Origin of the sequence: Actinomycetospora lemnae, assembly GCF_028737315.1 — a bacterium.
GTDB lineage: Bacteria > Actinomycetota > Actinomycetes > Mycobacteriales > Pseudonocardiaceae > Actinomycetospora > Actinomycetospora lemnae.
In genome coordinates, this window is record NZ_JAQZAO010000005.1 from 74850 (window position 1) to 97022 (window position 22173).

The 22173-nt window shown below is 70.6% G+C and carries 15 protein-coding genes and 2 pseudogenes; 9 read left to right on the forward strand and 8 right to left on the reverse strand.

All coding sequences use genetic code 11. The features are described from left to right. Window positions 1-94 precede the first annotated feature (94 nt). The 4 genes and pseudogenes from PGB27_RS12505 to PGB27_RS12525 form a co-directional block, all read right to left on the reverse strand. Window positions 95-2800, reverse strand: a complete 2706-nt coding sequence (locus PGB27_RS12505; RefSeq protein ID WP_274200691.1) for a Pls/PosA family non-ribosomal peptide synthetase — start codon at window positions 2798-2800, stop codon at window positions 95-97. A 465-nt stretch (window positions 2801-3265) separates the two neighbouring features. Further along, window positions 3266-4420: pseudogene (locus tag PGB27_RS29430) on the reverse strand (AMP-binding protein); the annotation flags it as partial. 410 nt (window positions 4421-4830) lie between these two features. Further along, window positions 4831-5337 carry a hypothetical protein gene (locus PGB27_RS12520; protein ID WP_274200694.1) on the reverse strand — a complete coding sequence of 169 codons (507 nt, stop codon included), beginning with the start codon at window positions 5335-5337 and terminating at the stop codon, window positions 4831-4833. 236 nt (window positions 5338-5573) lie between these two features. Next, window positions 5574-6539, reverse strand: coding sequence for an ATP-dependent DNA ligase (locus tag PGB27_RS12525; RefSeq protein WP_274200695.1), 966 nt, complete (start codon window positions 6537-6539; stop codon window positions 5574-5576). A 188-nt stretch (window positions 6540-6727) separates the two neighbouring features. Between PGB27_RS12525 and PGB27_RS12530 the strand changes: the two genes are divergently transcribed. Both PGB27_RS12530 and PGB27_RS12535 read left to right on the forward strand, forming a co-directional pair. Beyond that, window positions 6728-7054: a hypothetical protein gene (locus PGB27_RS12530; protein WP_274200696.1), complete on the forward strand. Its 327-nt coding sequence runs from the start codon at window positions 6728-6730 to the stop codon at window positions 7052-7054. 567 nt (window positions 7055-7621) lie between these two features. After that, window positions 7622-8845 (forward strand): annotated as a pseudogene (locus tag PGB27_RS12535) (IS110 family RNA-guided transposase); the annotation flags it as partial. A gap of 57 nt (window positions 8846-8902) precedes the next feature. On the opposite strand, the gene PGB27_RS12540 reads toward PGB27_RS12535, so the two are convergent. Together PGB27_RS12540 and PGB27_RS12545 are read right to left on the reverse strand one after the other, a co-directional pair. Next, a complete protein-coding gene (locus PGB27_RS12540; protein WP_274200697.1) occupies window positions 8903-9835 on the reverse strand; it encodes a helix-turn-helix domain-containing protein in 933 nt (310 codons plus the stop codon). 82 nt (window positions 9836-9917) lie between these two features. Continuing rightward, entirely contained in the window at window positions 9918-10925 is a 1008-nt protein-coding gene (locus PGB27_RS12545) for a zinc-dependent alcohol dehydrogenase family protein (protein ID WP_274200698.1), read from the reverse strand. A gap of 718 nt (window positions 10926-11643) precedes the next feature. Between PGB27_RS12545 and PGB27_RS12550 the strand changes: the two genes are divergently transcribed. Then, entirely contained in the window at window positions 11644-12249 is a 606-nt protein-coding gene (locus tag PGB27_RS12550) for an RNA polymerase sigma factor (protein WP_274200699.1), read from the forward strand. Window positions 12250-12319: 70 nt separating this feature from the next. Continuing rightward, window positions 12320-12595, forward strand: coding sequence for a hypothetical protein (locus tag PGB27_RS12555; RefSeq protein WP_274200700.1), 276 nt, complete (start codon window positions 12320-12322; stop codon window positions 12593-12595). A 22-nt stretch (window positions 12596-12617) separates the two neighbouring features. On the opposite strand, the gene PGB27_RS12560 is transcribed toward PGB27_RS12555, so the two are convergent. Next, window positions 12618-13136: a thermonuclease family protein gene (locus PGB27_RS12560; protein ID WP_274200701.1), complete on the reverse strand. Its 519-nt coding sequence runs from the start codon at window positions 13134-13136 to the stop codon at window positions 12618-12620. A gap of 935 nt (window positions 13137-14071) precedes the next feature. Here PGB27_RS12560 and PGB27_RS12565 point away from each other — a divergent pair. Next, entirely contained in the window at window positions 14072-14836 is a 765-nt protein-coding gene (locus PGB27_RS12565) for a DUF3800 domain-containing protein (RefSeq protein ID WP_274200702.1), read from the forward strand. A gap of 945 nt (window positions 14837-15781) precedes the next feature. Here the strand turns inward: PGB27_RS12565 and PGB27_RS12570 are convergent. Next, window positions 15782-17032, reverse strand: coding sequence for a saccharopine dehydrogenase family protein (locus PGB27_RS12570; protein WP_274200703.1), 1251 nt, complete (start codon window positions 17030-17032; stop codon window positions 15782-15784). Between the two features lie 147 nt (window positions 17033-17179). On the opposite strand from PGB27_RS12570, the gene PGB27_RS12575 reads away from it, so the two are divergent. The 4 genes from PGB27_RS12575 (at window position 17180) to PGB27_RS12590 (ending at window position 21772) form a co-directional block, all read left to right on the forward strand. Continuing rightward, entirely contained in the window at window positions 17180-17833 is a 654-nt protein-coding gene (locus tag PGB27_RS12575) for a TetR/AcrR family transcriptional regulator (RefSeq protein ID WP_274200704.1), read from the forward strand. Between the two features lie 78 nt (window positions 17834-17911). After that, window positions 17912-19297: a flavin monoamine oxidase family protein gene (locus PGB27_RS12580; RefSeq protein ID WP_274200705.1), complete on the forward strand. Its 1386-nt coding sequence runs from the start codon at window positions 17912-17914 to the stop codon at window positions 19295-19297. A gap of 108 nt (window positions 19298-19405) precedes the next feature. Then, on the forward strand, window positions 19406-20776 hold the full coding sequence (locus PGB27_RS12585) for a wax ester/triacylglycerol synthase domain-containing protein (RefSeq protein WP_274200706.1): 1371 nt from the start codon (window positions 19406-19408) through the stop codon (window positions 20774-20776). Between the two features lie 237 nt (window positions 20777-21013). Continuing rightward, entirely contained in the window at window positions 21014-21772 is a 759-nt protein-coding gene (locus PGB27_RS12590; RefSeq protein ID WP_274200707.1) for an STAS domain-containing protein, read from the forward strand. The last annotated feature ends 401 nt before the right edge of the window (window positions 21773-22173 follow it).

Sequence of the window (22173 nt, forward strand, 5' to 3'; positions counted from 1 at the left end):
CGGTGTCGCGAGGACACGCGACGCGCTTCCCTCCGCCTGGCAACGTCTCCACGCACGCTTGCGTCGCGGCCGCTGGCGGTTCACCTCGCCGACATCAGGTCATTGAGCGCGCGGGGTTGCCGCCCCACCGCTCGCCGTCGGGGACGTCCTCGCCCTTCATCAGGAAGGTGTCAGGAGCCAGGACGACACCGTCGCCGATCGTGGTGCCGTAGTGCACGAAGGAGTTGACCCCGAGGGTCACCCGGGCCCCGAGCACCACGACGTCGGACTTGAAGGCGCCGTCTTCCTGCGAGTGGCTCTGGATCACCGAGTTCTCACCGAGGGTGCACTCGTCGCCGATGGTGGTGAAGCCGCGCTCGATGATGGCCGCGCCGTCGTCGAACACCCGCTTGCCGATTCGCACGCCGAGGAGGCGCCAGACCCAAGACTTGAAGGGGGTGCCGTCGAAGGCCCGCATCCAGGTCGGGGAGGGGACCTTCCAGTAGCGCTCGTGACGCCAGAACGCACGGTCGTAGATCGAGCACCCGTCGGGAGCCAGGGTCTTGAGGCCTGCCGTAGCCCTCTCGACCAGCACGAACCACATGACGGTGAGGACGAGGATCAGCACCTCGGCGAGCACCACCTCCAGGGGACCCAGACGCACAGGCAGGGACGCGATGGCGGCCACGGCGATGAGCACCAAGGAGCCGTACAGCCACCGGACGAGCAGGTGCAGCGCGGCCGTCGTGGTGTTGTGGCGGTTCTTCTGTGCCATCGACCGGGCGAGGTCCGCTGGGTCGTCGGCCTCGAGGGCGCTGTCGCGCGCCACGGTGCGGGGTATCTCGAAGCTCGGGGACCCGAGCAGGCCGACCCCGGTTCGGACCTGGCCGTCGACCGGCACGGCCACCTTGGTGGCGAGGAGACAGTCGTCCCCGGTGCGCCCCTGCGGTGGATAGGCGATGTTGTTGCCCAGGAAGTTGCGGGCCCCGATGGTGGTGGCCGAGACCCGAAACGAGGTGGGGGAGTACTCGGCGTTCATGACCGACAACCCGTCGGCGACCACCGTGTCGCGCCCGACCACGGTCAGGAACGGGTTCTCGTGCTTGACCGACATCCCGAAGTTGGAGCCGGTCTGGGTGAACGGCCGCAATCGGTAGCCGACGGCCGTCAGGTAGTAGGGGATCGCGGAGCTGTCGCCGAACAGCTCGACGAAGCCCTTGACGTTGGTCAGCCCGGCGATGCTGCGCTGCTGCCAATAGCGCAGGCCGTAGAGCGGATAGATGCGGTCCGGTCGCAGCCCGAGGGACAGCAGCCGCGGCAGCGTGGTGACCGTCACCAGACCGACCAGCAGGCCGCCGACGAAGAGGACGCTGCTGACGGCGAGGACCTCCACCCAGTACAGCCAGGTGGCGAGGGCCCCGACCGGGGGCTCGAACAGGGCCTCGACCTGGGGAGCGGCCGCATGGACCAGGGCGAGGACGGCGATCGCTGTCGGCACGGCGACGAGCAGCACGAAAATGGCGGTGGCCATCGGGTAGAGGAAGCGGCGCAACCGGCCACACGGGACCGGAGGGACGGTCGGAACGGTCATCGTCGCGCGGCGCCCCGGCGAGCCGTGCCACGTCTCGCCCCGGGGGACCGACTGGCCGGGGTGGAGCGACGAGCTGTGGCTCAGCACGGACCCGTCGTCCATCGAGGTCTGGACGTCGAGCACCGTCTGTTCCCCGATGACGACGTCCTCGCCCAGGGAGACGCCACCGATCTCGATCTGCCCGTCGTGCGCGCGGTAGCAGGAAATCGACGCGTCCTTGCGGACGAGGGTGCCCCGCCCGACCGAGAAGAGGTCGGTGGCCACGGGGACCTGACGGGTCAGCAGCACGACCCCCGGGCCGATCCTCGCTCCGAGCGCCCTGAGATAGAGGCTGTAGGCCGGGGTGCCGGTGAACATCACCATCGGGTTCGCGCGGATCAGGACCTTGACGATCCAGAAGCGCAGGTACGCCGGGCTCCAGACCCGGATCGAGGTCGGCCTCCATCGCCCGACCAGCACCCACTTGAGGAGCACGGGGAGCGCGACGAGGCCGGCAATCCCGAGGGCCGCGATACCCACGGCGCGCAGGTAGAGGTCGACGAGTCCGGTCGCCGTCGTGGCCCAGCCGTAGGCCCAGGTCAGGTAGATCGCGACGAGATAGGTGTAGGCCAGGAAGAACAGGAGCTGCGCCGCGCCGCACAGGACCATGGCCAGGGTGCCGGCACGGGGCCCGGCCGACGCGGGCGTGGGAGGTGCGACGGTCGGGCCGGGCTCGGCCGGGCCTCCCGCCGGGGCGAGGAATGCGGCGAGACTCGCCAGGGTGGTGTGGGCGTACACGTCGGGCATGGCGACGGCCGGCAGGCCGGGGGCCTTGCGCACCTTGGCGCAGAAGCGGGCCATGAGCAGCGAGTCGGCGCCGAGGTCGTCGAAGAAGTGCGCGCTGGGCGGGATGGTGTCCCGCTCCAAGACCTCGCGCAGGATCGTCTCGAGCCGCGCCGCGATGTCCGCACTTGCAGCGTCCCCGGACGGCGAGGGAGCCAGCGCCGTCGCCAAGGCCGTAAGCGTCGGGTGCTGGTAGACGTCCTGCATCGCCACCGACGGCAGCTGCGGGTGCTTGCGCACCTTGGCGCAGAACCGGGCCATCAGCAGCGAGTCGGCGCCGAGGTCGTCGAAGAAATGCGCGCCCGGCGGGACGGTGTCGCGCTCCAGGACCTCGCGCAGGACGTCGGCGAGCGCGGCCTCGACGACGCCGGCGTCCGGGGGCGCCGCTGACGGGGCGCCCGCCGCCACGGGGAACGGCGCCGACCGCGCAGCCTCTGTTGGTGGTGAGAGGGCCCCGCCGCGAGGTGGCGCGCTCAGGCGTTCGATGCGTGATGGCCCCGAAGGCGCGGAGGGGCGCCGGGGCGTGTGCGAAGTGCCCGGCGAGGAGGTTCGCGGTCCGGCGCCGGGAGCAGGGAGTTCACCGGGTGGCCCGCGAAAGACGACCGTGCGACTGGACCGACGCACCGGCCGAGGCCGCGGTGGCCGGGCGCTCGCGGGATGATCGCGGACGCCTCGGCCCCCGGTCCGGTCGAGTCGGGCGATCCGTTCGACTTCCCCCTCGGGGGTGATCCGTCCGAGATCGCCGGTGCGGAAGATGCGTTCCGGTGGGGCGTCGCCGAGGAAGGCCTGGCGGGTCAGGTCCGCGCGGCCGACATAGCCGCGAGCCACGCCCACGCCGCTGATGCCGATCTCGCCGACCTCACCTGGTGGCAGGACGCACGTCGGGTTGCGGAGGTCCAGGACGACTGCACCGTAGGTGGGCAGGGGGCGCCCCAACGTCGGTGCTTGGTCCGGGCGCGGCTCGCTCCACAGGGCGGCGACGGTCGTCTCCGGCGGCCCGTGCAGACCGATGAGCCGCCGCCCCGGACGTCCCCAGGAGTCCAGGAGCTGCGCAGGTCGCTCCACGCCGCTGAGCAGGACCAGCCGCAGGCGAGGGAGCTCGACGTCAATGTCGGCCAGGAGCGCTGGGTCCGCGCGGAGCACGGTGACTCCCCGGTCACGCAGGAAGCGGCCGAGGGTGGGCCCCCGGAGGCCCTCACCCGCCGGCGGTGTGATGACGGTGGCGCCACGGGACCACGCCAGCCACGTCTCGAGCACCCCGAGGTCGGAGCCCGGGCGCGGGTCGTGGAAGACGCGGTCGCCCACGCCGATGTCGATGAGGTCGCCGACGACCTGGACGAGGTTGGTCACCGCCTGGTGGCTGATCGCGGGCACGCGTAGCCCGCCGCCCGCGCCGTCGGCGTGGACGAGGATGTAGGCGGGCGACTCGTGGGGCGAGGTCCTCCAGGCGTGGGGGAGGCGACGGACATCTTCCTCGTCAACGCGCGGAGCGACCCGGTCGAGATAGACCGCGTCGACGTCAGAGGCGTCGAGCCGTGGCGCCGCAGCGGCGTGTGCGATCACGAAACTGGCGCCCGACGCGTCGAGCACGGCAGCAAGACTCTCGTTCGACAGGCCGGGCGCGACCGGCACCCAGACGGCATCGAGCTTGGCGATCGCGACCTGGGCGACGAGTGCGTCGAGCGGGCGCTCGAGGAGGACCGCGATCCGGTCGCCCGGCCCGACCTTGCGGCCGTGCAGAAAGCGCGCCAGGCGGTTCGCCGACATATCGAGGTCGTCGTAGGTGAGCGACCCCTCTGCCGCCTCGAGGGCGCGACACCCCGCGCGACCAAACCGGCGGAACTGGTCGCAGCGGCGCTCCATCATCCACACGAGCCGCTCATCCGGCGACGTGCGCGGTTTGTGCGCACCGAAGTCGTCGCCGCGCGCCGCGTTGAGAGGGCCTGCGGGGCGGGGGGCCGCCATCGTGGTGCGCACGAGATGGGCGGTGCGTTTGGCCCCGTGGCCTGCGTGATCGGACCCGGGCATGTCAGGTCGACCGATCGGGACGCGGAGGGCTGGACGGGCCGGGGAACACGAGCGCTCCGACGTGAGTGCGAGACGGTCCAGTGGTCACGGTGACTCCAGTAAGCAGGAGAGAACAGGAACGGCCACGAGGCGCACGACGTAACGCGGCCTGCGGCGATCGGCGTCGGTGCCCGATGGGCGTCGATCCCCATGAGGGCACTCGAGGACCGGACGCGGGTATGTCGAGCTGCGGGGCAGCGTGCATCGACCGACGACGGGCGGAATGTGGAGAGCTCACGAACCGATCTGTGAGCTCGGAATCGACGCCGTCGCGGAATGAGCTCCGACTGCGCTGGCGTCATGCACGCGAAAGCAGAGCGCGCCGGTGGGTCGTGGCGGGAACCACGGCCATCACCTGCCCTCGCGACCTCTCAGGCGGCAAGAGCGACGAGTACGGAGGGCGGCCCGCGCCTCTCGGGCAGGCGGGGGCGAAGACGTTGCCTGGGGCGCCGAATTGGTGGCTCGACTCCCGGCCTCACCGCAGCAGACAAAGGTGGTCGGGCCGTCCGGAGCACGATGCGGACGAGACGGCGGAAGCGGGCGACGACGGCACGTCCGGCCATATCCCCGGCCGCAATCAGCGCCGTGAAGACCACGAACAATGCAACGTGGACCGCGACGAGGACGAGACCGGCGAACGTGCTGTGGTGGTCCGTCACGAGATCGTGTGCATGGGTGAGCTCGCCGAGCGCGTGCATCGCTGGCTGGCCGACGACCATTGCGGCGGCGAGACACAGGATGGAGGTCACGCCGCCCGCGCACACCGCTCGCACGACGGCGGCGGCAACGACCGCGATGGCGAGGGCCCACACGTGGTCGGCTGCCAGCGTCGAGGTCACGGTGGTGATGGTCGCGAGCGCGACGGTCAACAAGGTCACGGCCGCTACTGCGCGCCACCGCGAGTTGTGAGGTCGCAACACGACGTCACCCCTTTGCGGCGCTTCCGCTTACTCTCCGCAAACTAGCGCCTCGACGTACATCTGGGCCAGACGCAAGACGGTTCTAGTGGGCGCTCGCAAAGCTCGAGGGTCAGGGACGGCGGTGCACGTCGGAGCAGGCGTGAGTGTCCGCCATGGCTTGGAGCGAGCAACTCACGTCGACGTCCGGGCTGGTGTCACCCCGCGTCGATCGCCAGGTCGCCCGGAGCGAGGTCCGCTCGCAGACGCAGGAATTTGGTGGCATGGCGCCAGCGGCCCTGCTCGAAAGCGGTGTCCGTCTCGACCTCGACCACCAGCTCTGGGGCAACCTGGGTGTACTCAATCTCGATGCCTGGAGTCTGTCCGAAGCGGCTCGACGGAAGCCGTGGCGGCCACGGGTGCTCCTGCCGCGGTGGTCGCAAGAGCCGGCGCAGTTCGCCACGCGCGGGCAGGGGCAGTCCGCTCGTACGCCCGACCACCCGGAGCCGGTCGCGCTGGTACCGGCCGAGGACCAGCGCCTCGGGGCGCTCGAGAGTGCCGAACACCCCGCCGATGACGGCCTCGGCCGTGCTGCGAGCGCGCAGCTTCTGCCAACTGCGGGCGCCCGGGCGGTAGCGCTGATCGCGGCGCTTGGCCACGACGCCCTCGATGCCGGGCGGCTGGTCGCGCAGCCACGCGCCGGCCGCGTCGGGGTCGGTGGTCACGGGCATCAGGCCCAGCCTGCGCGGCGCCTCGCGCAGGACGTCCTCGAGCACCTGACGGCGCTCGTCGTACTGCGCCGGACGGAGGTCGCGGCCGTCGTGGTCCAGGACGTCAAAGGCGATCAACGACGCCGGCATCTCGGTGGCGAGCTTCGCCGCACGCGCGGAGCTGGAGGAGCGGAGACGTTGCTGTAGCGCCGCGAAGTCCACGCCGGCGCCGCGTGCGACCACGAGCTCGCCATCGAGGACCAGCCCGGCCGGCAGGAGCCGGGCCGCAGCGACCACCTCGGGGAAGTAGCGCCCGAGAGGCTTGACGCGCCGCGAGTCCAGGCGCACGTCGCCGAACTCGCTAATCGAGAGCAGGCAGCGGAAGCCGTCGAGCTTCGGCTCGTAGGCCCACAGCCCACCGGTCGGCAGGGCATCGACCGATCGCGACAGCATTACCGCGACCTTCTCGACCACCTCAAGAGTTTCACCGAGGGTCGTCGGGCTGCGCCACTCGTGGCGCCGATTACGCCGACCGAGACGCCGCTGTCGTTTGCCGCACGTCTCCGCGGACGAGCCGATGCGCTCGTTCGCAGGCGTGCCAGAGTGTCCGTGTCGTGCTTCCCCCACGGCAGACCCTGCACGTCTGCCTCTGGAGGAGAGCCATGATCAGCCGCCGGGACCTGCAGCGCCGAGCCGAGCGCGAGGTACAGGCCAGCGACATGGAGGCGGCGGCTGAAGTCGTCCGCGTGCGCGGCCCCGGCGGATATGCAGGCCTCGACGAGCCGTCGGCGGCGGCAGTTTCCGAGCTGCTCGTGGAGATCGCGTCAGGCTGGCGGGAGAAGCCGACTGCGCCCCGAGTCTGGGAGGCAGCCACGCGCGTCGCAGATCGAACCCTCGCCGGCGACCACGACCCGGCACCGAAGTTCCCGGGACCTGCCCCCGCGGGCTACACGAACCCCCACCTCAAGAAGGGCTTCCCGGTCGGCTGAGCCGCAGGCATCTCGGCGGCTGCCCACGGTTGCCGAAACTTCGGGGGCGGGCTCAGACAAGCGAAACCGCCGCTCGCGCCGACGTTGCGCGCCGAACGGGTGCGGACCGCCTGCGCCTGCCTCTGGCGACGCGCCCACTGGCCTCTCCGGGAGCTCCTCAAGGCCGGGCGGCCGGGCGACTTCGGCGCCGAGGTGGACGCCGCTGCGCGGCGACGGCGCTGGAGGGCCCCGGGAGCTTGATCGGGCCGTTCCTCCCGGTCAAGGGCGCTACGCGTCGCTGCGCGACCAGCCTCCGGCTGGCCCTTGACCGCGAGCCTCATGGGGCAGGCCGACCCGAGTTCGACAGGCTCGGCGGCGGTAGCCGCCGCTCGGTGATCACTCCGCGAGCCTGGAGCCCCGACTCCTGCGTCGAGAACGTGACCCGGGCGGTGGTCGGGAGGACGTGGACCGCTGAAGGGATGGCGTGCCCGACACCAAAGTGCGGTGGCGGGAGCACTCGACCATGAGGCCGCCGGCAGTCCTTCCGCCGCTACTGGACCGGATGACCGAGCGAGGGGAGCGGGCAGGGTGTTGTTTGTCGGTGACGACTGGGCTGAGGACCACCATGACGTGGAGGTGCAGGACTCCACCGGGCGGCGATTGGCGCGGGCCCGGCTGCCCGAGGGGCTGGCCGGGGTCGCGCGATTGCACGAGCTCATCGTCACCGCGCTGCCCGAGCACGACGACGCCGAGAGCGGTGAGCTCGGCGATCCGGGTCGGGTGTGGGTCGGGATCGAGACCGATCGGGGTGCGTGGGTGCAGGCCCTGGTCGCCGCCGGGTATCGGGTGTTCCCGATCAACCCGCGGCAGGTGGCCCGATACCGGGAGCGGCACGGCAACGCCGGCGGGAAGAGCGACGTCGGTGATGCGCATGCGCTGGCGGACATGCTGCGCACCGACGGCCACCAGCTGCGCGCGATCTCCGGGGACAGCCCGCTCGCGGCCGGGGTGAAGGTCATGGCTCGGGCGCACCAGACCCTGATCTGGGAACGCGCCCGTCACGCGCTACGGCTACGTGCCGGGCTGCGCGAGTACTTCCCGGCCGCGCTGGAGGCCTTCGAGGACCTCGCCGCCACCGACGCACTCGAGCTGCTGGGCAAGGCCCCGGACCCGGACAGCGCCGCGCGGCTGACCCACCCCCAGATCGAGGCGGCATTGCGTCACGCGCACCGCCACGGCGTCAAGGACAAGGCCGTCGCCCTGCAGACGGCGCTGAGGGCGCCGGGCCTCACCCAGCCGGCTGCGGTGGCGGCCGCGTTTGCCGCGGTCACCCGCGCGCTGGTCGGGGTCATCGCCGCGGTGAACACCCAGATTGCCGCGCTTGAGCGCAGCTTGCGCGAAGCGTTCGACACCCACCCCGAGGCGGAGATCTACCGCAGCCAACCCGGGCTCGGACCAGTGCTGGCGATGCGGGCGCTGGCCGAGTTCGGCGACGACCCCAAGCGCTACTCGGACGCCCGCGCCCGCAAGAACTACGCCGCGACCAGCCCGATCACCCGCCAGTCGGGCAAGAAGAAGACCGTGGCGGCCCGGTTCGTGCACAACGACCGGCTCGTCGACGCGGTGGCCCGCCAGGCCCAGGGCGCACTGGTTGCCTCGCCCGGCGCGCGGCGCTACTACGACGAGCTCCGCGGCCGCGGCGTCGGCCACTTCGCGGCCCTACGTCAGCTCGGCAACCGGCTCGTCGGGATCCTGCACGGCTGCCTCAAGGCCGGCGCCCGCTACGACGAACAGCTCGCTTGGGGCCATCGATATCCGCGGTGGCGGCCTGAAGCGAACGCGCTGCTGAGGCGACCGCGCTCGGTCGGCTCACCGATCCTCGTGCTCGTGCGCCACGTCAGGCGTTCTGTCCGGAGCTTGTGGGCTATCCATGGACGTGGCGCGAGGAGCGGCCCCGAACTCGCGGGTGGCCGCCCAGCTGGCCAGGAGCGCGAACTTGTCTGCCGACGGGGAGCCTTCTTCGGCGCTGTAGGTGCACATGGCTAGCCCGGGCTCGCCGGGGAGTTCGAACATGTCGAAGGTGACCTCGATGTCGCCGACCTGCGGGTGGCGGTAGACCTTCTGTCCGGTGCGGTGCTCGTGCACGTCGGCTTGGGCCCAGTCGGCGCGGAACTGTGCGCTGAGGGTGGAGAGCTCGCCGATGAGGGCGGTGAGGTCTTGGTTGAGCGGGTCGCGTCCGGCGGCGAGGCGCAGCATGCCGGCGTTCATGCTGCGGGCCAGGGGCCAGTCGCCGTAGTAGTCGCGGGCGCGGGGGTCGAGGAAGATGAAGCGGGCCAGGTTGGGTCGGTCAGCTTCGAAGTGGGGGGCGAACAACGCGCGTCCCATCAGGTTCGAGGCGACGAGGTCCTGCTGGGTGTTGACCACGACCGCGGGTACCGCGGTGTTGTCCAGGACCCGCTGCACGGAGGCTCGAACTGTCGAGGGGCTGGACGGGCCGCGGCTCTCAGACGCCGGGGTCGGGGCGGCGGCGCGAGCGAGGTCGAACAGGTGCTCGCGTTCGACGTCGTCGAGTTGCAGCGCGCGGGCGATCGCGTGGAGGACGCTGTCGGAGGCGCCGCGGAGGTGGCCGCGCTCGAGCTGGATGTAGTAGTCCGGGCTGAGACCGGCGAGCTGGGCGACCTCTTCGCGGCGCAGTCCCGGGACGCGCCGTTCGCCTCCGTATTCGGGCAGGCCCGCCTGTGCGGGGGTGATGTGCGCGCGGCGCGAGATGAGGAACTCCCGCACCTCGTCCTTCCTGCTCATGGTGTCCACCGTAGGTCGGTGCACGCGGCCCGGTGGCGCTCCGGGACGTGAGGAGGGGCGCCGCCCGGGCCGGTGCGCGTCGTCAGAGGGTCAGCAGCACCTTGACCGCGCGTCGCTCGTCCATGGCCTGGTAGCCCTCGGGGGCCTGGTCGAGGGGCAGGGTCAGGTCGAACACCTTGCCGGGGTCGATCTTCTGGTCCCAGACGAGCTGGATGAGCTCGGGCAGGAACCGGCGGACCGGGGCGGGGCCGCCGTGGGTGTGGATGCCGGCGAAGAACAGGTCGATGCCGGGGATCGACACGTCGTAGTTGACCCCGACGAAGCCCATGTGCCCGCCGGGGCGGGTGATGTTGATGGCCTGCATCGTCGACTCCTGGGTGCCGACGGCCTCGATGACGCTGTGCGCCCCGAGACCCTGGGTCAGGTCCTTGATCCGTGCGACGCCCTCGTCGCCGCGCTCGGCGACGATGTCGGTGGCGCCGTAGAACCGCGCGAGCTCCTGGCGCTCGGGGTGACGCGACATGGCGATGATCCGCTGCGCGCCGAGCTGGCGGGCGGCGAGGACGGCCATCAGCCCGACGGCGCCGTCGCCGACGACGGCGACGGTCTTGCCGGGGCCGGCCTCGGCCGCGACCGCGCCGAACCATCCGGTGCCCAGCACATCGGAGGTGGCCAGCAGCGACGGGACGAGCTCCGAGCTCGGCTGCCCCGGGGTGGCGACCAGGGTGCCGTCGGCGTGCGGGATGCGGGCCAGCTCGGACTGGGTGCCGATGGTTTGTGCGACGAACTCGCCGTGCACGCACTTGGACTGGTAGCCGGCGCGGCAGATCTCGCAGGTGTTGTCGGAGATGACGAAGGACCCGACGACGAAGTCGCCGACCTTCACGGTCTTGACCTCGGCGCCGATCTCCTCGACGACGCCGACGTACTCGTGCCCCATGACCTGGTGGTCGGCCGGCTCGACGCCCCGGTAGGGCCACAGGTCTGACCCGCAGATGCAGGTCGCGGTGAGCCGGATGATCGCGTCGGTCGGCTCGATGATCTTCGGGTCGTCGCGCTCCTCCACGCGCACGTCGCCGGCGGTGTGCATCACAACTCCACGCACGAAGAATCGCTCCCTTGCTCCGCACCGGCCCCACAGGTGCCGGCACTCGCTCCACGGCGAAGGCGCGTGCTCGCGTCCTTCCTCAACTCATGGAACCCGCGGCGAATCGGTACTGGCAGGGGCCGCTAGCACCCCCCAAGACACCCGCGTAGTGCCGGTCGAGGCCTCGGACTCACAGCGTCGAGGGCGGGCCCGCCGAGTCCCTCGTCCCGACGTTGCCCGGCCGGCCGCCGGGAGGTCGTCGCCAGGCAGCTCAAGGCCGCGCGGCCGAGACCCCGTTCGAGCCGCCTTCGGCGGCGCTGTCCTCACTGGGCCCGGCAGCTTGATCCGCCCGCCCCTCACCAGCAAGGGCCGCAGAACATCTTCGGGCCGCGCCCTCTCGACGGCCCTGCGGGCCGGCTGCTCCCAAGCGTCGAACGCGGCCCGAGAGATCTTCTGCTCTTCGACCCTTGCTGATGAGCCTCTGCGGGCGGACGCGGCGCCACCCGGGGTGGAGGCACAGAACGCCTCCACCGCCAGGGACGCCGGGCCCGCTTCACGCGACTCGGTCTCGGGGTCCATCGGAGTCGGCGACTTGACCGCACGAGGCCCAGGGATGTCTCGACGGCCCGCTCGGCGCCCTTCGGGCGGTGGAGGCAGCAAGCGCCTCCGCCCACCGCCCCGGGGCCCTCCAGCCCCGACCCGTTCCCGGTCGGAGGCCACCATGACCACCCAGCCCACCCAGGACCTGCGCACCGACGCCGAGCTGCTCGCGGGCTACGTTGCCGGAGACAGCAGCGCGCTCGCCGAGTTGGTTCACCGCTACCAGGGGGTGCTCCTGACCCTCGTTCGTCGCATGTCGTGGTTCGAGCCGGACCCCGAGGCCGTCGTGCAGGAGGTCTGGCTGCGCGTGCTCAGGAGCGCGGCCACGTACTCGGGGCAGGCGAAGGTGTCGACCTGGCTACATCGGATCACCGTGAACGAGGCCATCAGCGCCGCTCGACGGCGCCGCGCCGATCACTCGACGCCGATCGGGGAGCTGTACCGGGAACACGACCAGTCCGATCGGACCGACCCGGGCGATCCTTCGCAGGCGGTGGACGACCGCGAGCAGGCACTCGCGTTGCTCCCCGAGCTCTTGGCCCTCCTGACCCGTGACCAGCGCCTGGTACTCGAAGTTCTCCACCTCGACGGATTGACCCAGGAGGAGGCCGCCGAGCTGCTCGGGGTCTCCGTCGGCACGATCAAGTCACGCGCTCACCGCGCCCGCGTGACAATCCTGGCCCACCTCGCGAAGGAAGATCGCCGAGAGACTTGCGCCAACCTTTGACGGAGGCTCGCCGTTCCCACCTGCTCCGCGATAGTGGGAACGGCGAGCTCGCAGGCTGCGTCAGACCAACATGGCAACCCACAACACCAGCTCCCGGCCGCTTGACGACCTCGAGGTCGACACCACCGCCACCCCTCGAGATGCGGTCGCCCAACTGTTCGCCGCCGCTCTCGACGGCGATCGACGCGCCGAGGCCACACTGCACCTGCTTGGCGGATTCGACGAGACGGCTCAACGCGCGTCGGCTGCCCTCCTCGACTCCGGCAGCGACCCGAGACATGGCACCGTCGATGTTCTCGCGAGCATCGACCGCACCCTCGCCGCGCTTCGCGATGAGCGCCGCTGAGGCCGGTGGCCGCGACGCGCTGTCACCCTTCGCCGCAGTAGCCGTCGCCATCACCGTCGCGCTCGCCGGGCAAACAGGGGTGGCCGCTGTTGCCTGAGCGCCGACGCTCGGACGATGAGCTGCCCGAGTCGTCATCGCGGGAGCTGTCAGGCTCGTCCCGCGGTCCCGGGTCGCCGTCCGGCTCGGGCGCAGGCGAGTACTCGGGCTCGTCACATGTTCGACCGTTGCCGTCCTCGGCCTGAAGCCGCCGCAGGCGATCGGGTGAAGCGTCGCTTTGGCCGGCGTAGACGGCGGTATGTGTGCCGGTGACCATGTGCTCCCCCATGTCCCCCTCGTTGGTGGACACGTAGCGCAGGAGCCGCCCGTACTGGTCGCGATCCACTCCCGGCTCCGTGGAGAGCGTGAGTTGCGAGCCTGAGAGGAACGAGAAGGCCGCGGACTTCGCATCCGGTCCGTGGTCGGAGGACATCTCGCACGAATCGATGCCCAGGACCCGAACCCGCTCACCGCTGCGCAGCACGAAGGTGTCCCCGTCGACCACGAGGACGCTATTCCCCGCTACTACCGTCGACCTCGAACCGACGCCTGACCCAGCCGCGGTTGTCGACCCCGACGACGATGCGCCCGAGGACGACCTCGCCGACGACGCGGCGAGGTTGCTTCCCGCGTTGCAGGCGACGAGCAGGAGCACGAAGATAACCGCCCCACCGAGGAGAGTGTTCGACACCGTTCTGCTCACAGCGGGAGCCGCCCCCAACCGCCGGTTTGCGTCGCACCGCCCCGCCTGTCCTCGCCGACCCAACAGCGCGGCCTCGGCGGCACGACCCGGACATGCGCGTGCTCAGCGTCATCCATGACGGTCCCTCGTGTCATGGGGCCTACAGCGCTCGCCAGGTCCAGGGCGTTACGTCGTGCCAGACGCGGGTCGAGACCGCACACCGTCTGCCGGAATAACCGCTCCTTGGTCAAGGCGGCGTCTCCGGCGCCGCGGCGGCCACGGCCCTACGGGCCCTGGCCCCGACTCCGTTCCGGCGGGCCCGGAGCCTGGCCGTCGGCGCCTATGAGCCGAATCCTGGCCCGACGAAGGCAGATTTGGCTCGGCGTTCAGCGGCCCTCTCGCGGTCGTACCATTGCTTCAGCACATCGTGCTCGGATGACATCCTCACCAACGTAGGTCGAAATTCAAGCACCTTGACTTGCTGGCTCGTATCAAGTAGTGCCTCAGAAGCACGCTGCCGCTTGAGGACAGCATCTTGCTGTCGTCACGTTGGCGCTGTCGCCGCGCTACCACACTGTCGTACCCCAGCTTCATCGACACGCCGGCAAGTGCGCCTGCGGCGCCAATCAATGCACTAAGCCACGACCCCCCATACGTCAAGTATCAAGGCCAGTGAGGGGTAGGTCTAGCTCTCGACTGTTGGCGCAGGCGCGAGCTCGGTCCGTACAGGTCGAGGGGCAGACGTGCATGATGTACGGGTGGTTCTGATTGCCTACGTCGACGAGACTGGGGATACCGGCGATGTCGCCAAGTCCGGCTCGTCATCTTGTTACGGACTTGGCTGTCTCCTGATGGAACTAGACAGTTGGGGAGCGTCGTTCGAGTCGACTCTTGAGCTACGTCGAAGGCTGAAGCAGAGCCACGGCCTTCCCTTCCGGACCGAGGTCAAGGCGAATTACCTGATCCGAGGCGGCGGGCCGATACGAGCACTGAACCTTGCTCCCAATCATCGAAGCATCATATACCGCGCGCATCTTCGTCACGTTGCGCAGCTGCGAGCGCGAGCGTTCGCAGTCGTTGTAGACAAGAGAAGCGCTCGCATGCAGAGCGACGGGTTCTTCTTTACCGCATGGCAGGCGCTTATGAATCGCCTCGAGCGCACAAGTACCAAGGAACGACAGCCCATCCTTATCGTCCACGATGAGGGTGAAGACTTTGCGGTCCGTCGAGAAGTCAGGAAGGCGAGGAGGTTTCTTACCGCCGGAAAGGCCTATGGCGGCGGTTACTTCATACAGCCACTGAAGTGGATCGTTGAGGACCCAGTGCCACGGAATTCTCAACATTCCTACTATATCCAGATCGCAGATATGATCGCGTACGCCGGCTGGCGGACGTATATGGCACCGAGCAAAGGCGTGGCGCAGGTCGTGCCGCAATCGATGTGGCAAGAACTAGGCCCCGGCATTCACGCGAAGGTCAACATGTTTAGTGGAGGCACGCCTGGAGTCGTCGTCCGCAAATAGAAGCCCCCCGAGCAAGGCTCGGGGGGCGGGAAGCGCCTACACCGGCCTTGGGGCACGGTTCAGCACTTGAGGCGAACGTACCGCGCCATCGCCTGCCACGGTGGAGCCACGCGCAACCAAGATCTGATTACTTTGGGTAACTGTGCCAGGGTCGGCTGGTCTGGCTCCCAGGCCTTGGTCAAGCCGTCGGAGGCCGGGAGGGGCCGAGTGGGTCTGAGAAGTGTCGAGTAGCTCCGACCTCGATCGGGAGGCTGTCGGCACCTGGAGCCACAGGTCGCCGGCGGGCACCCGCAAGATCTACGACCTCCTTCGAGCTAAGCCGCCTCAGCTCAGGACCGCTCGTCATTAAGGCGAGGGTGGGACGGTTCGGTGGGCTCCGCTCCCCAGGTGACGTACTTCGTCAGCGACCGGCGGCGCTGGGCCGTCAGCACCTGCTCGTATTCGAGATGAGTCAGCAGACCGTTCCGTGACACGGCTCGTGACGCGAAACCAAGTCGAACGAGGAGGTCGAGGAGCACGACGTGACGACACACGCGAACATCGTTGCTGGTAGAGGCCCTGGTCAACGCGGTCGGCCATCTTTGCAAGGCGGGGGTTGAGGGTTCGATTCCCTTCGTCTCCACCGCTCATGACCTGCAGGAACGGCCGCTCGTGCGACCGTCCGGGTCCGGACGTGGCACGAGATCACGGCGGTGCTCAGCGTCGACTCCAGCCACACCCGTCGGCAGCGTCCGCACGCCGGCTGCCGCAGGTCGTCGTGCTCGGGCGGCCGAGAGCTGCGGGTCAGCCGATTCCGGTGGCCGTCCGTCGTGGGCCGGGGCGACCGATGGGTTCGCGCGGGATGGGCCGTAGCCGGTCCAGGTGCCGGAGGTGGAGCGCGAGCCCGTAGCAGCCGCGTGGGAACTCCTCGGCGCTCCAGGTGTGACGCAACGACTCCGGTCGCGGTCAGTGCACCGTCTCGACGATCTCGCGGCGAGGGACGCCGACGCGTTCCAGCGCCTGGTAGAAGGCGGCGGGGTCGGCCCAGTCCTCGGGCGCGAACGCGCCGGTGCGCGTGCGGCCGGTGTCGAGGGCGAGAAGGGCGAAGGCCGCACAGGCTGCGCCCGTCACGCCGCCCATGTCGTCGAAGGCGCCGTCGGGGTCCAGGACCGTGCGTCGAGTGCTCACCGCCGGCTTGCCGTCCTTGAGGCCGTACACCCGGGCGAGGAGGCCGCCCTTGTAGGGATAGACATGCTTGACCGCGGAGGTCGCGAGGAACGTCGTCATCGCCGCCACGCCGCTCTCGCCGCGACGGACCTGACCGATCATGCCGCGCAGTGTGTGGCGCCAGCCCTGTGGCGATCCGAGGCGGCCTTGGATGACGCCGTGCACGAAGTCGACGGCCTCCTCGGCCGTCATCCGCCCCTCCTGGACCGCCAGACCGATACCCCGGGCGAGGCCGTTGAGCGGCGCGGGGTCGAGCCCGCCGACGCAGCGGATGCGGCCCGCATCGGGGTAGCGCCGGGGCAGGGTGACGGGCTCGGGGTGGGCGGTCTCGTAGAGCAGGACGTCGGGCTCGCCCGCCAGGATCGGGAACCGTCCGGTCTCGACGAAGGTCTCGTGGACGACGCGCCGCCCGTCCTCCCAGGTGACGCACTCGCCGGCGGAGATGTGCAGGAGGTGCTCCAGGACGGCACGCCCGACGTTCGGTCGCTCGTCGCCCACCAGCCAGCACAGGTCGATGTCATCGACGCTGTCGAGGTCACCCGCGGCGTCGACGGCCATGACGTTGGACATGCCCGGCGAGGCGCCGCAGCCGACGTAGACCGGGATACCGGCGGCCTTCGCCTCCGTGTCGAGTCCCAGCGCGTGCTCGGTGCTCTCGACGTCGTCGTCGAAGTCGAGGTAGGGGACCTTCGCCTCCAGGCATGCCTGGATGACCGGGCTCGAGGTCTTGATGTACGGGCCGGCGCCCAACAGCACGAGGTCGGCGCCGTCGACGAGTTCGCGCAGCTCGGCCTGGTCGAACAAGTCCAGCTTGCGCGTGGTTGCGCTGCCACGTGGCAGCCGCGCGACGAGGGGCTCGAGCGACTCCGGGCGCAGGTCGGCGAGCTCGAGCAGCCCGACCTCGGAGGACCGGGCCAGGCGCTCGACCGCGACACGGCACATCTCACCGCCCGCGCCGACGACGATCACGCGTCCACCCGATCCCGGCATGACTCGATCACTCCTCCCGTACCGGCCAGCTACGAACCGGCGCTCTACTTATCGAACTCGAATCGAGTTTCAGATCAGGTCGCTCTGGCTGTCAAGGGCGGTACGATGTCGAATCGTGTTCGAGTTGCCGGGCCGGACGAGGTTCCGATGAGGAGGGCAGGGTCTCCGCGAGACGCAGCCCAGGCCCCAGCGCGCCCGCAGGCTGTGCTTCAGCGGCGTGGCGTCGAGCGCGTCACGGCGATCCTCGATGCCGCTGAGCAGCTACTCGAGGTCGAGGGCTACGAGGCCGCCACGCTCAAGGCGGTGGGAGAGCGAGCCGGCATCCCGACGGCGTCGGTCTACCACTACTTCGCCGACCGCCACCAGGTCGACACCGAGCTCCTCCGCCGACACATCGGCCAGCTCGGTGACGCCGTCGAGACCGCGCTGGAGCGCGGCGCTCCCGGCTCGCTCGAGGACGCGGTGGACGCGGTCATCGATCCGATGCTCACGTACTTCCGAGCCCACCCCAGCACCGTCGAGCTGTGGTTCGCGCGGCGCAGCGACGCGCTCGACGACATGGTCCGGGCGTTCGACGAGGCCACCGCCGAGCAGCTGTGGCGGCTCGCGCTCGACCGCGGCCTCCTGCGTGAAGGGACGCCTCTGCTGGTGGTGCACCTGGCCTTCGAGGTCGGCAGCAGGCTGTTCGACGTCGCCTTCCGCCGGACCCCGACGACCGGCGACGACGGCGTGATCGACGAAGCTCGCCGGCTCCTGGTGGCCTACCTGCGGACCTACGCCCCGGACCCTGCTCCGACCTGACGTCCTCGCTCCGTTGACGCTTCGAGCACCCACGCCATAAAGTCGATCCGAATTCGACATCGAGTTGGGGGAGGCGTGTTGGCCGACGTCCCGGTCGAGACGGCCGAGGCCGACGTCGTCGTCGTGGGCGCTGGGCTCTCCGGACTCACCGCAGCATCCCGCCTGTACCAGCGCGGGTTATCGGTGCGCGTGCTGGAGGCGGACAACCGGGTCGGCGGCCGCACGTGCGACCTCGACGTGGGTGACGGTCTCGTCACCGAGGGCGGCGGCCAGTGGATCGGCGCCCGGCACGAGCGGGTGCTCGGACTACTCGGTGAGCTCGGATTGTCGACGTTCGGCACCCACACCGCCGGGGACTCGATCTACCTGCGACGCGGCACACGGCGGACGTTCAGCGGCGCGATCCCACCGATGACTCTGCTCGCGAAGCTCGACTTCGCGCAGGCCCAGCACCGGCTCGAGCGGATGGCCGGTCAGGTGCCGGCCGCCGCCCCCTGGACTGCCACCCACGCCGTGGAGTGGGACAGCATCACCCTCGGCTACTGGCTCGACGAGCACTGCCACACCGACGAGTCGAAGCACCTGTTCACCCTGGGCTTCACGCTGATGTACTGCGAGGACCCCCACCGTATCTCCCTGCTCAAGGTGCTGCACCAGATCGCGACCTCGGGCGGCATCGAATACATGTTCAGCACCGAGGGCGGTGCCCAGGAGAGCCGCATCGTGGGCGGGGCGACGAGGCCGTCGACCGTGCTGGCCGAACGACTCGGCGAGCGGCTCGTCCTCGGCTCACCGGTCACCGCGATCGAGCAGGGCAGCGACGGCGTGCTCGTGCGCTCGACCCGGATCGACGTCCGGTGCCGACGAGTGGTCGTCGCCATGACGCCGGCCGACGTCGACCGCATCACCTTCGCCCCCGCGCTCCCTGTGCGCCGCGCCGCCCTGCAGCGCGTGTGGCACAACGGCACCGAGAGCAAGCTCTTCGCGGTCTACCGACGGCCGTTCTGGCGCGAGCAGGGCCTCGACGGGTCCGCGATGACCGACCTGCCGGTCGCCCACTACGTCATGGACAACTCTCCGCCCGACGGCAGCGTCGGGATCCTGGTGACCTTCATCGGCACCGCAGGTGCCGGGCCGGGCCTGACGTGGAGCGACGATCTGCTGGACGAGCCGGCGGCGCGGGAGAAGGCGCTCGTCGCCGACCTCGTGACGCTGTTCGGCCCCGAGGCCGCGCACCCGCTGCAGGTGCTCGAGCAGAGCTGGGTCGACGAGCCCTGGATCGCCGGCTGCGTGAGCACCCGCGCGCCCGGTGTGCTGACCGGCTACACCGATGCCGCGACCAGGCCGGTCGACCGCGTGCACTGGGCAGGCACCGAGGCCGCCCCGCAGTTCGAGGGCTACCTGGAAGGCGCCGTCCGCGCGGCCGAACGGGCCGTCGACGAGATCGTCGCCGCTGCCCGATGACCCGCGAAGGCCGTCGCCGCGGGCCTAAGGTGGTCGGTCCACGGCAGGCGGGCCGGAGAGGACGGCATGACGAGCGGGACCGGTGGTCGGGTCAGCACTCCGAGCGAGATGAATCCGCTCGAGACCATGATGTGGCGTGCCGAGGTCGACCCCCGCCTGCGGTCGCCGGTCGTGATCCTCGACGTCCTGGACACAGCGCCGGACTGGGACCGGGTCGTTGCATCCCACGAGTGGGCGACACGCTTCGTCCCGCGCCTGCGCGAGCGCGTGCTGGAACCGTGGGGCGACTGGGGCACGCCGACCTGGGTGCCCGACCCGGACTTCGCGCTCCCGCACCACCTCGGCCGCGAGCAGGTGGCAGGCCCCGGTGGGCAGCGTGAGGTCCTCGACCTCGCGGCGTCGATGGCCCTGACCCCGTTCGACCGCGAGCGCCCTCCGTGGGAGGCGAGGATCGTCACCGGGCTCGAGGGCGGGCGGGCGGCCTACGTGCTCAAGGTGCACCACAGCGTCGCCGACGGCTTGGGGCTGGTGCAGATCCTGCGCATGCTGCACAGCGGGGTGCGCGAGCACACCGATCTCCCCGACCACCCCGAGCCCGGCCGGCACGGCCCCTCACGGTTGGGGCTCACGGTGAGCCAGGCGGCGCGGGCCGTCGCGGGCGTGCCGACCCGGGCGCTGGGTGTGGCCTCCGTCGGCGCCGGCCTGCTCGGGCGGCTCGTCACGCGCCCCCTGGCGACGGTCTCCGACGGCTCGGCGTTCCTCGGGTCGGCGCTGCGGGCGGCCGTCGGACCGGTGGTGCCCCGGTCGCCGCTGCTGCGCCGCCGGAGCCTGGACCGCCGCTTCGAAGCGCTCGATGTGGACCTCGGCGCGCTCAAGGCCGCCGGGCGCGCGGCGGGCGGGTCGCTCAACGACGCGTACCTGGCCACTCTGCTCGGCGGGATGCGTCGCTACCACGAGCGCTTCGGCGCGATCCCCGAGCACCTCGCGATGGGCATGCCGGTGAACACGCGGGACGCCGACGACCCCGTCGGCGGGAACCACTGGGCCGGTACGCGCTTCGCGGCGCCCCTGGGCGACGCCGATCCCGTCGCGCGCATCCTGCACGTCCGGGAGGTCGTCCGGCGGACCACCGGCGAGCGGGTGGTCGACGGCCTCGGCCTCATCGCCCCGCTGCTGGCCGTGCTGCCGCCGCCGCTGCTCGCGCTGATCCAGGGCGGGGCGACGAGCGCCAACGACCTGCAGGCCAGCAACGTCCCGGGCATGGCGGGGCCGGCTTACCTGGCGGGCGCGCAGATCGTGCGCAGCTACGCGTTCGCGCCGCTGCCGGGCGGCGCGGCGATGATCACGCTGACCTCCCACGGCGACACGTGCTGTGTCGCGGTGACCCTCGACCCGGCGGCCGTCACCGACCCGGACGCGTTCGTCGAGGACCTCCGGGCCGGCTTCGACGAAGTCCTCGCCCTCGCTCCCCCACGCTGACCCGCCCGGCCCAAGAACGGCTCCTTCTGTCGGAACGCCCTTGTGCACGGAGAGGAGCACATGACACCGTCGATGGCAGCTGCGGGCATCGCCATCGACCATCAGGGCTGGCGGACTTCGGTAGTTCGGCCCCCGGGGAGCGTTGGGCGCCCCAGAGAGTTGCCGGTCCCCCTCATGCTCGTTGCTCCATGGCCGCGTGGCGGCCGGCTACCGCGGTTGCAGGGTCGGCGTTGAGCCATGGCCACGACGGACGACGTCACCCGGAGAGCACACGCGAGCGCGCACCTGAGCGTCGGTGGCCTCGGGGACGACCTGGCCGCAGCCTCGCTGCGCAGGTCGGCCGAGGGCCTTCTGACCTGCGGCGTCGCTGAGCTGACGGTGGACCTGTCGGCCCTCGACGACGCCTACCCCAGCTTTGTCAACACCCTCGCCAGGCTGGCCACGACGGCTCGAGCGCACAGCTGCGAGCTGTTCCTCGTCGGACTGCACCGTCCCGCGGTGCTCGTCGCCCTCGACGAGGCGCCCCTCGACGAGCTGTTCGCCGTCTATCAGGCCGCGTGCCTGCACGACACCGCCCCGACCACCACCGCCCCGACCACCACCGCCCCACCGGGACACGGCCGCAGCGCCGTGTCCGCGTGGATGCCCGAGCCGGCGCCGATGACCACCTCGGCGTCGGCTCACGGCCCGGTTGCGTCCGCCGGACCGTGGGGGGACTCGGCGGACGCGACCGGCGCTCCCCGGCACGCTCGCGCCGACCACGACATCGATTCTCTGATCATGAGCGAGGGAGCGGGAATGACCGACACCGACAACGCACAGGCCGACCGGCGGGTGGATCGCGACCGTCTCGTCGAGCTCCATGTCCTGGCCGCCAACGGCGACGCGACCGCCGCAGCTCACGCGGACAAGTGGATGGTCGACGACCCCGTGGCACGACGCATGTGGGACAGCGTGGCCCGTACCTGCGACGAGCTCGGCGAATCCTCGGCCTGAAGCGATCACCTGATCGCCGGTGTCCCACGACTGAAGACCCGATCGTCCCGCCGACGGTCGCACGCGTGCGGGGCCTGAGCGGCGCTGCTGACGCCTCCTCGGGAGAACCATGATCTGCGCGGACCCGCACGAGCTCCAGAGACGGCGAGAGATCTGCCTTGCCGAGTTCATGCTCTCCCTGGCGTCCGGGCTCGCTCGTGACGCGAGTGTCGAGGCGCTGAGATACCGCGCTGCGGCAGCGGGTGTGTCGATGCACGCGGCAGCACTCGCCGTGCTCTCGACCGCACCGACCGAGCAGCTGCTGATCGACCCGCCGCCGACGCCGGAGCAGCGGACGCTCCACGGACATGCGGAGACCCGCCAGTCCGAGCCGTCCCGTACAGGGTCTGCCGACGGTCACG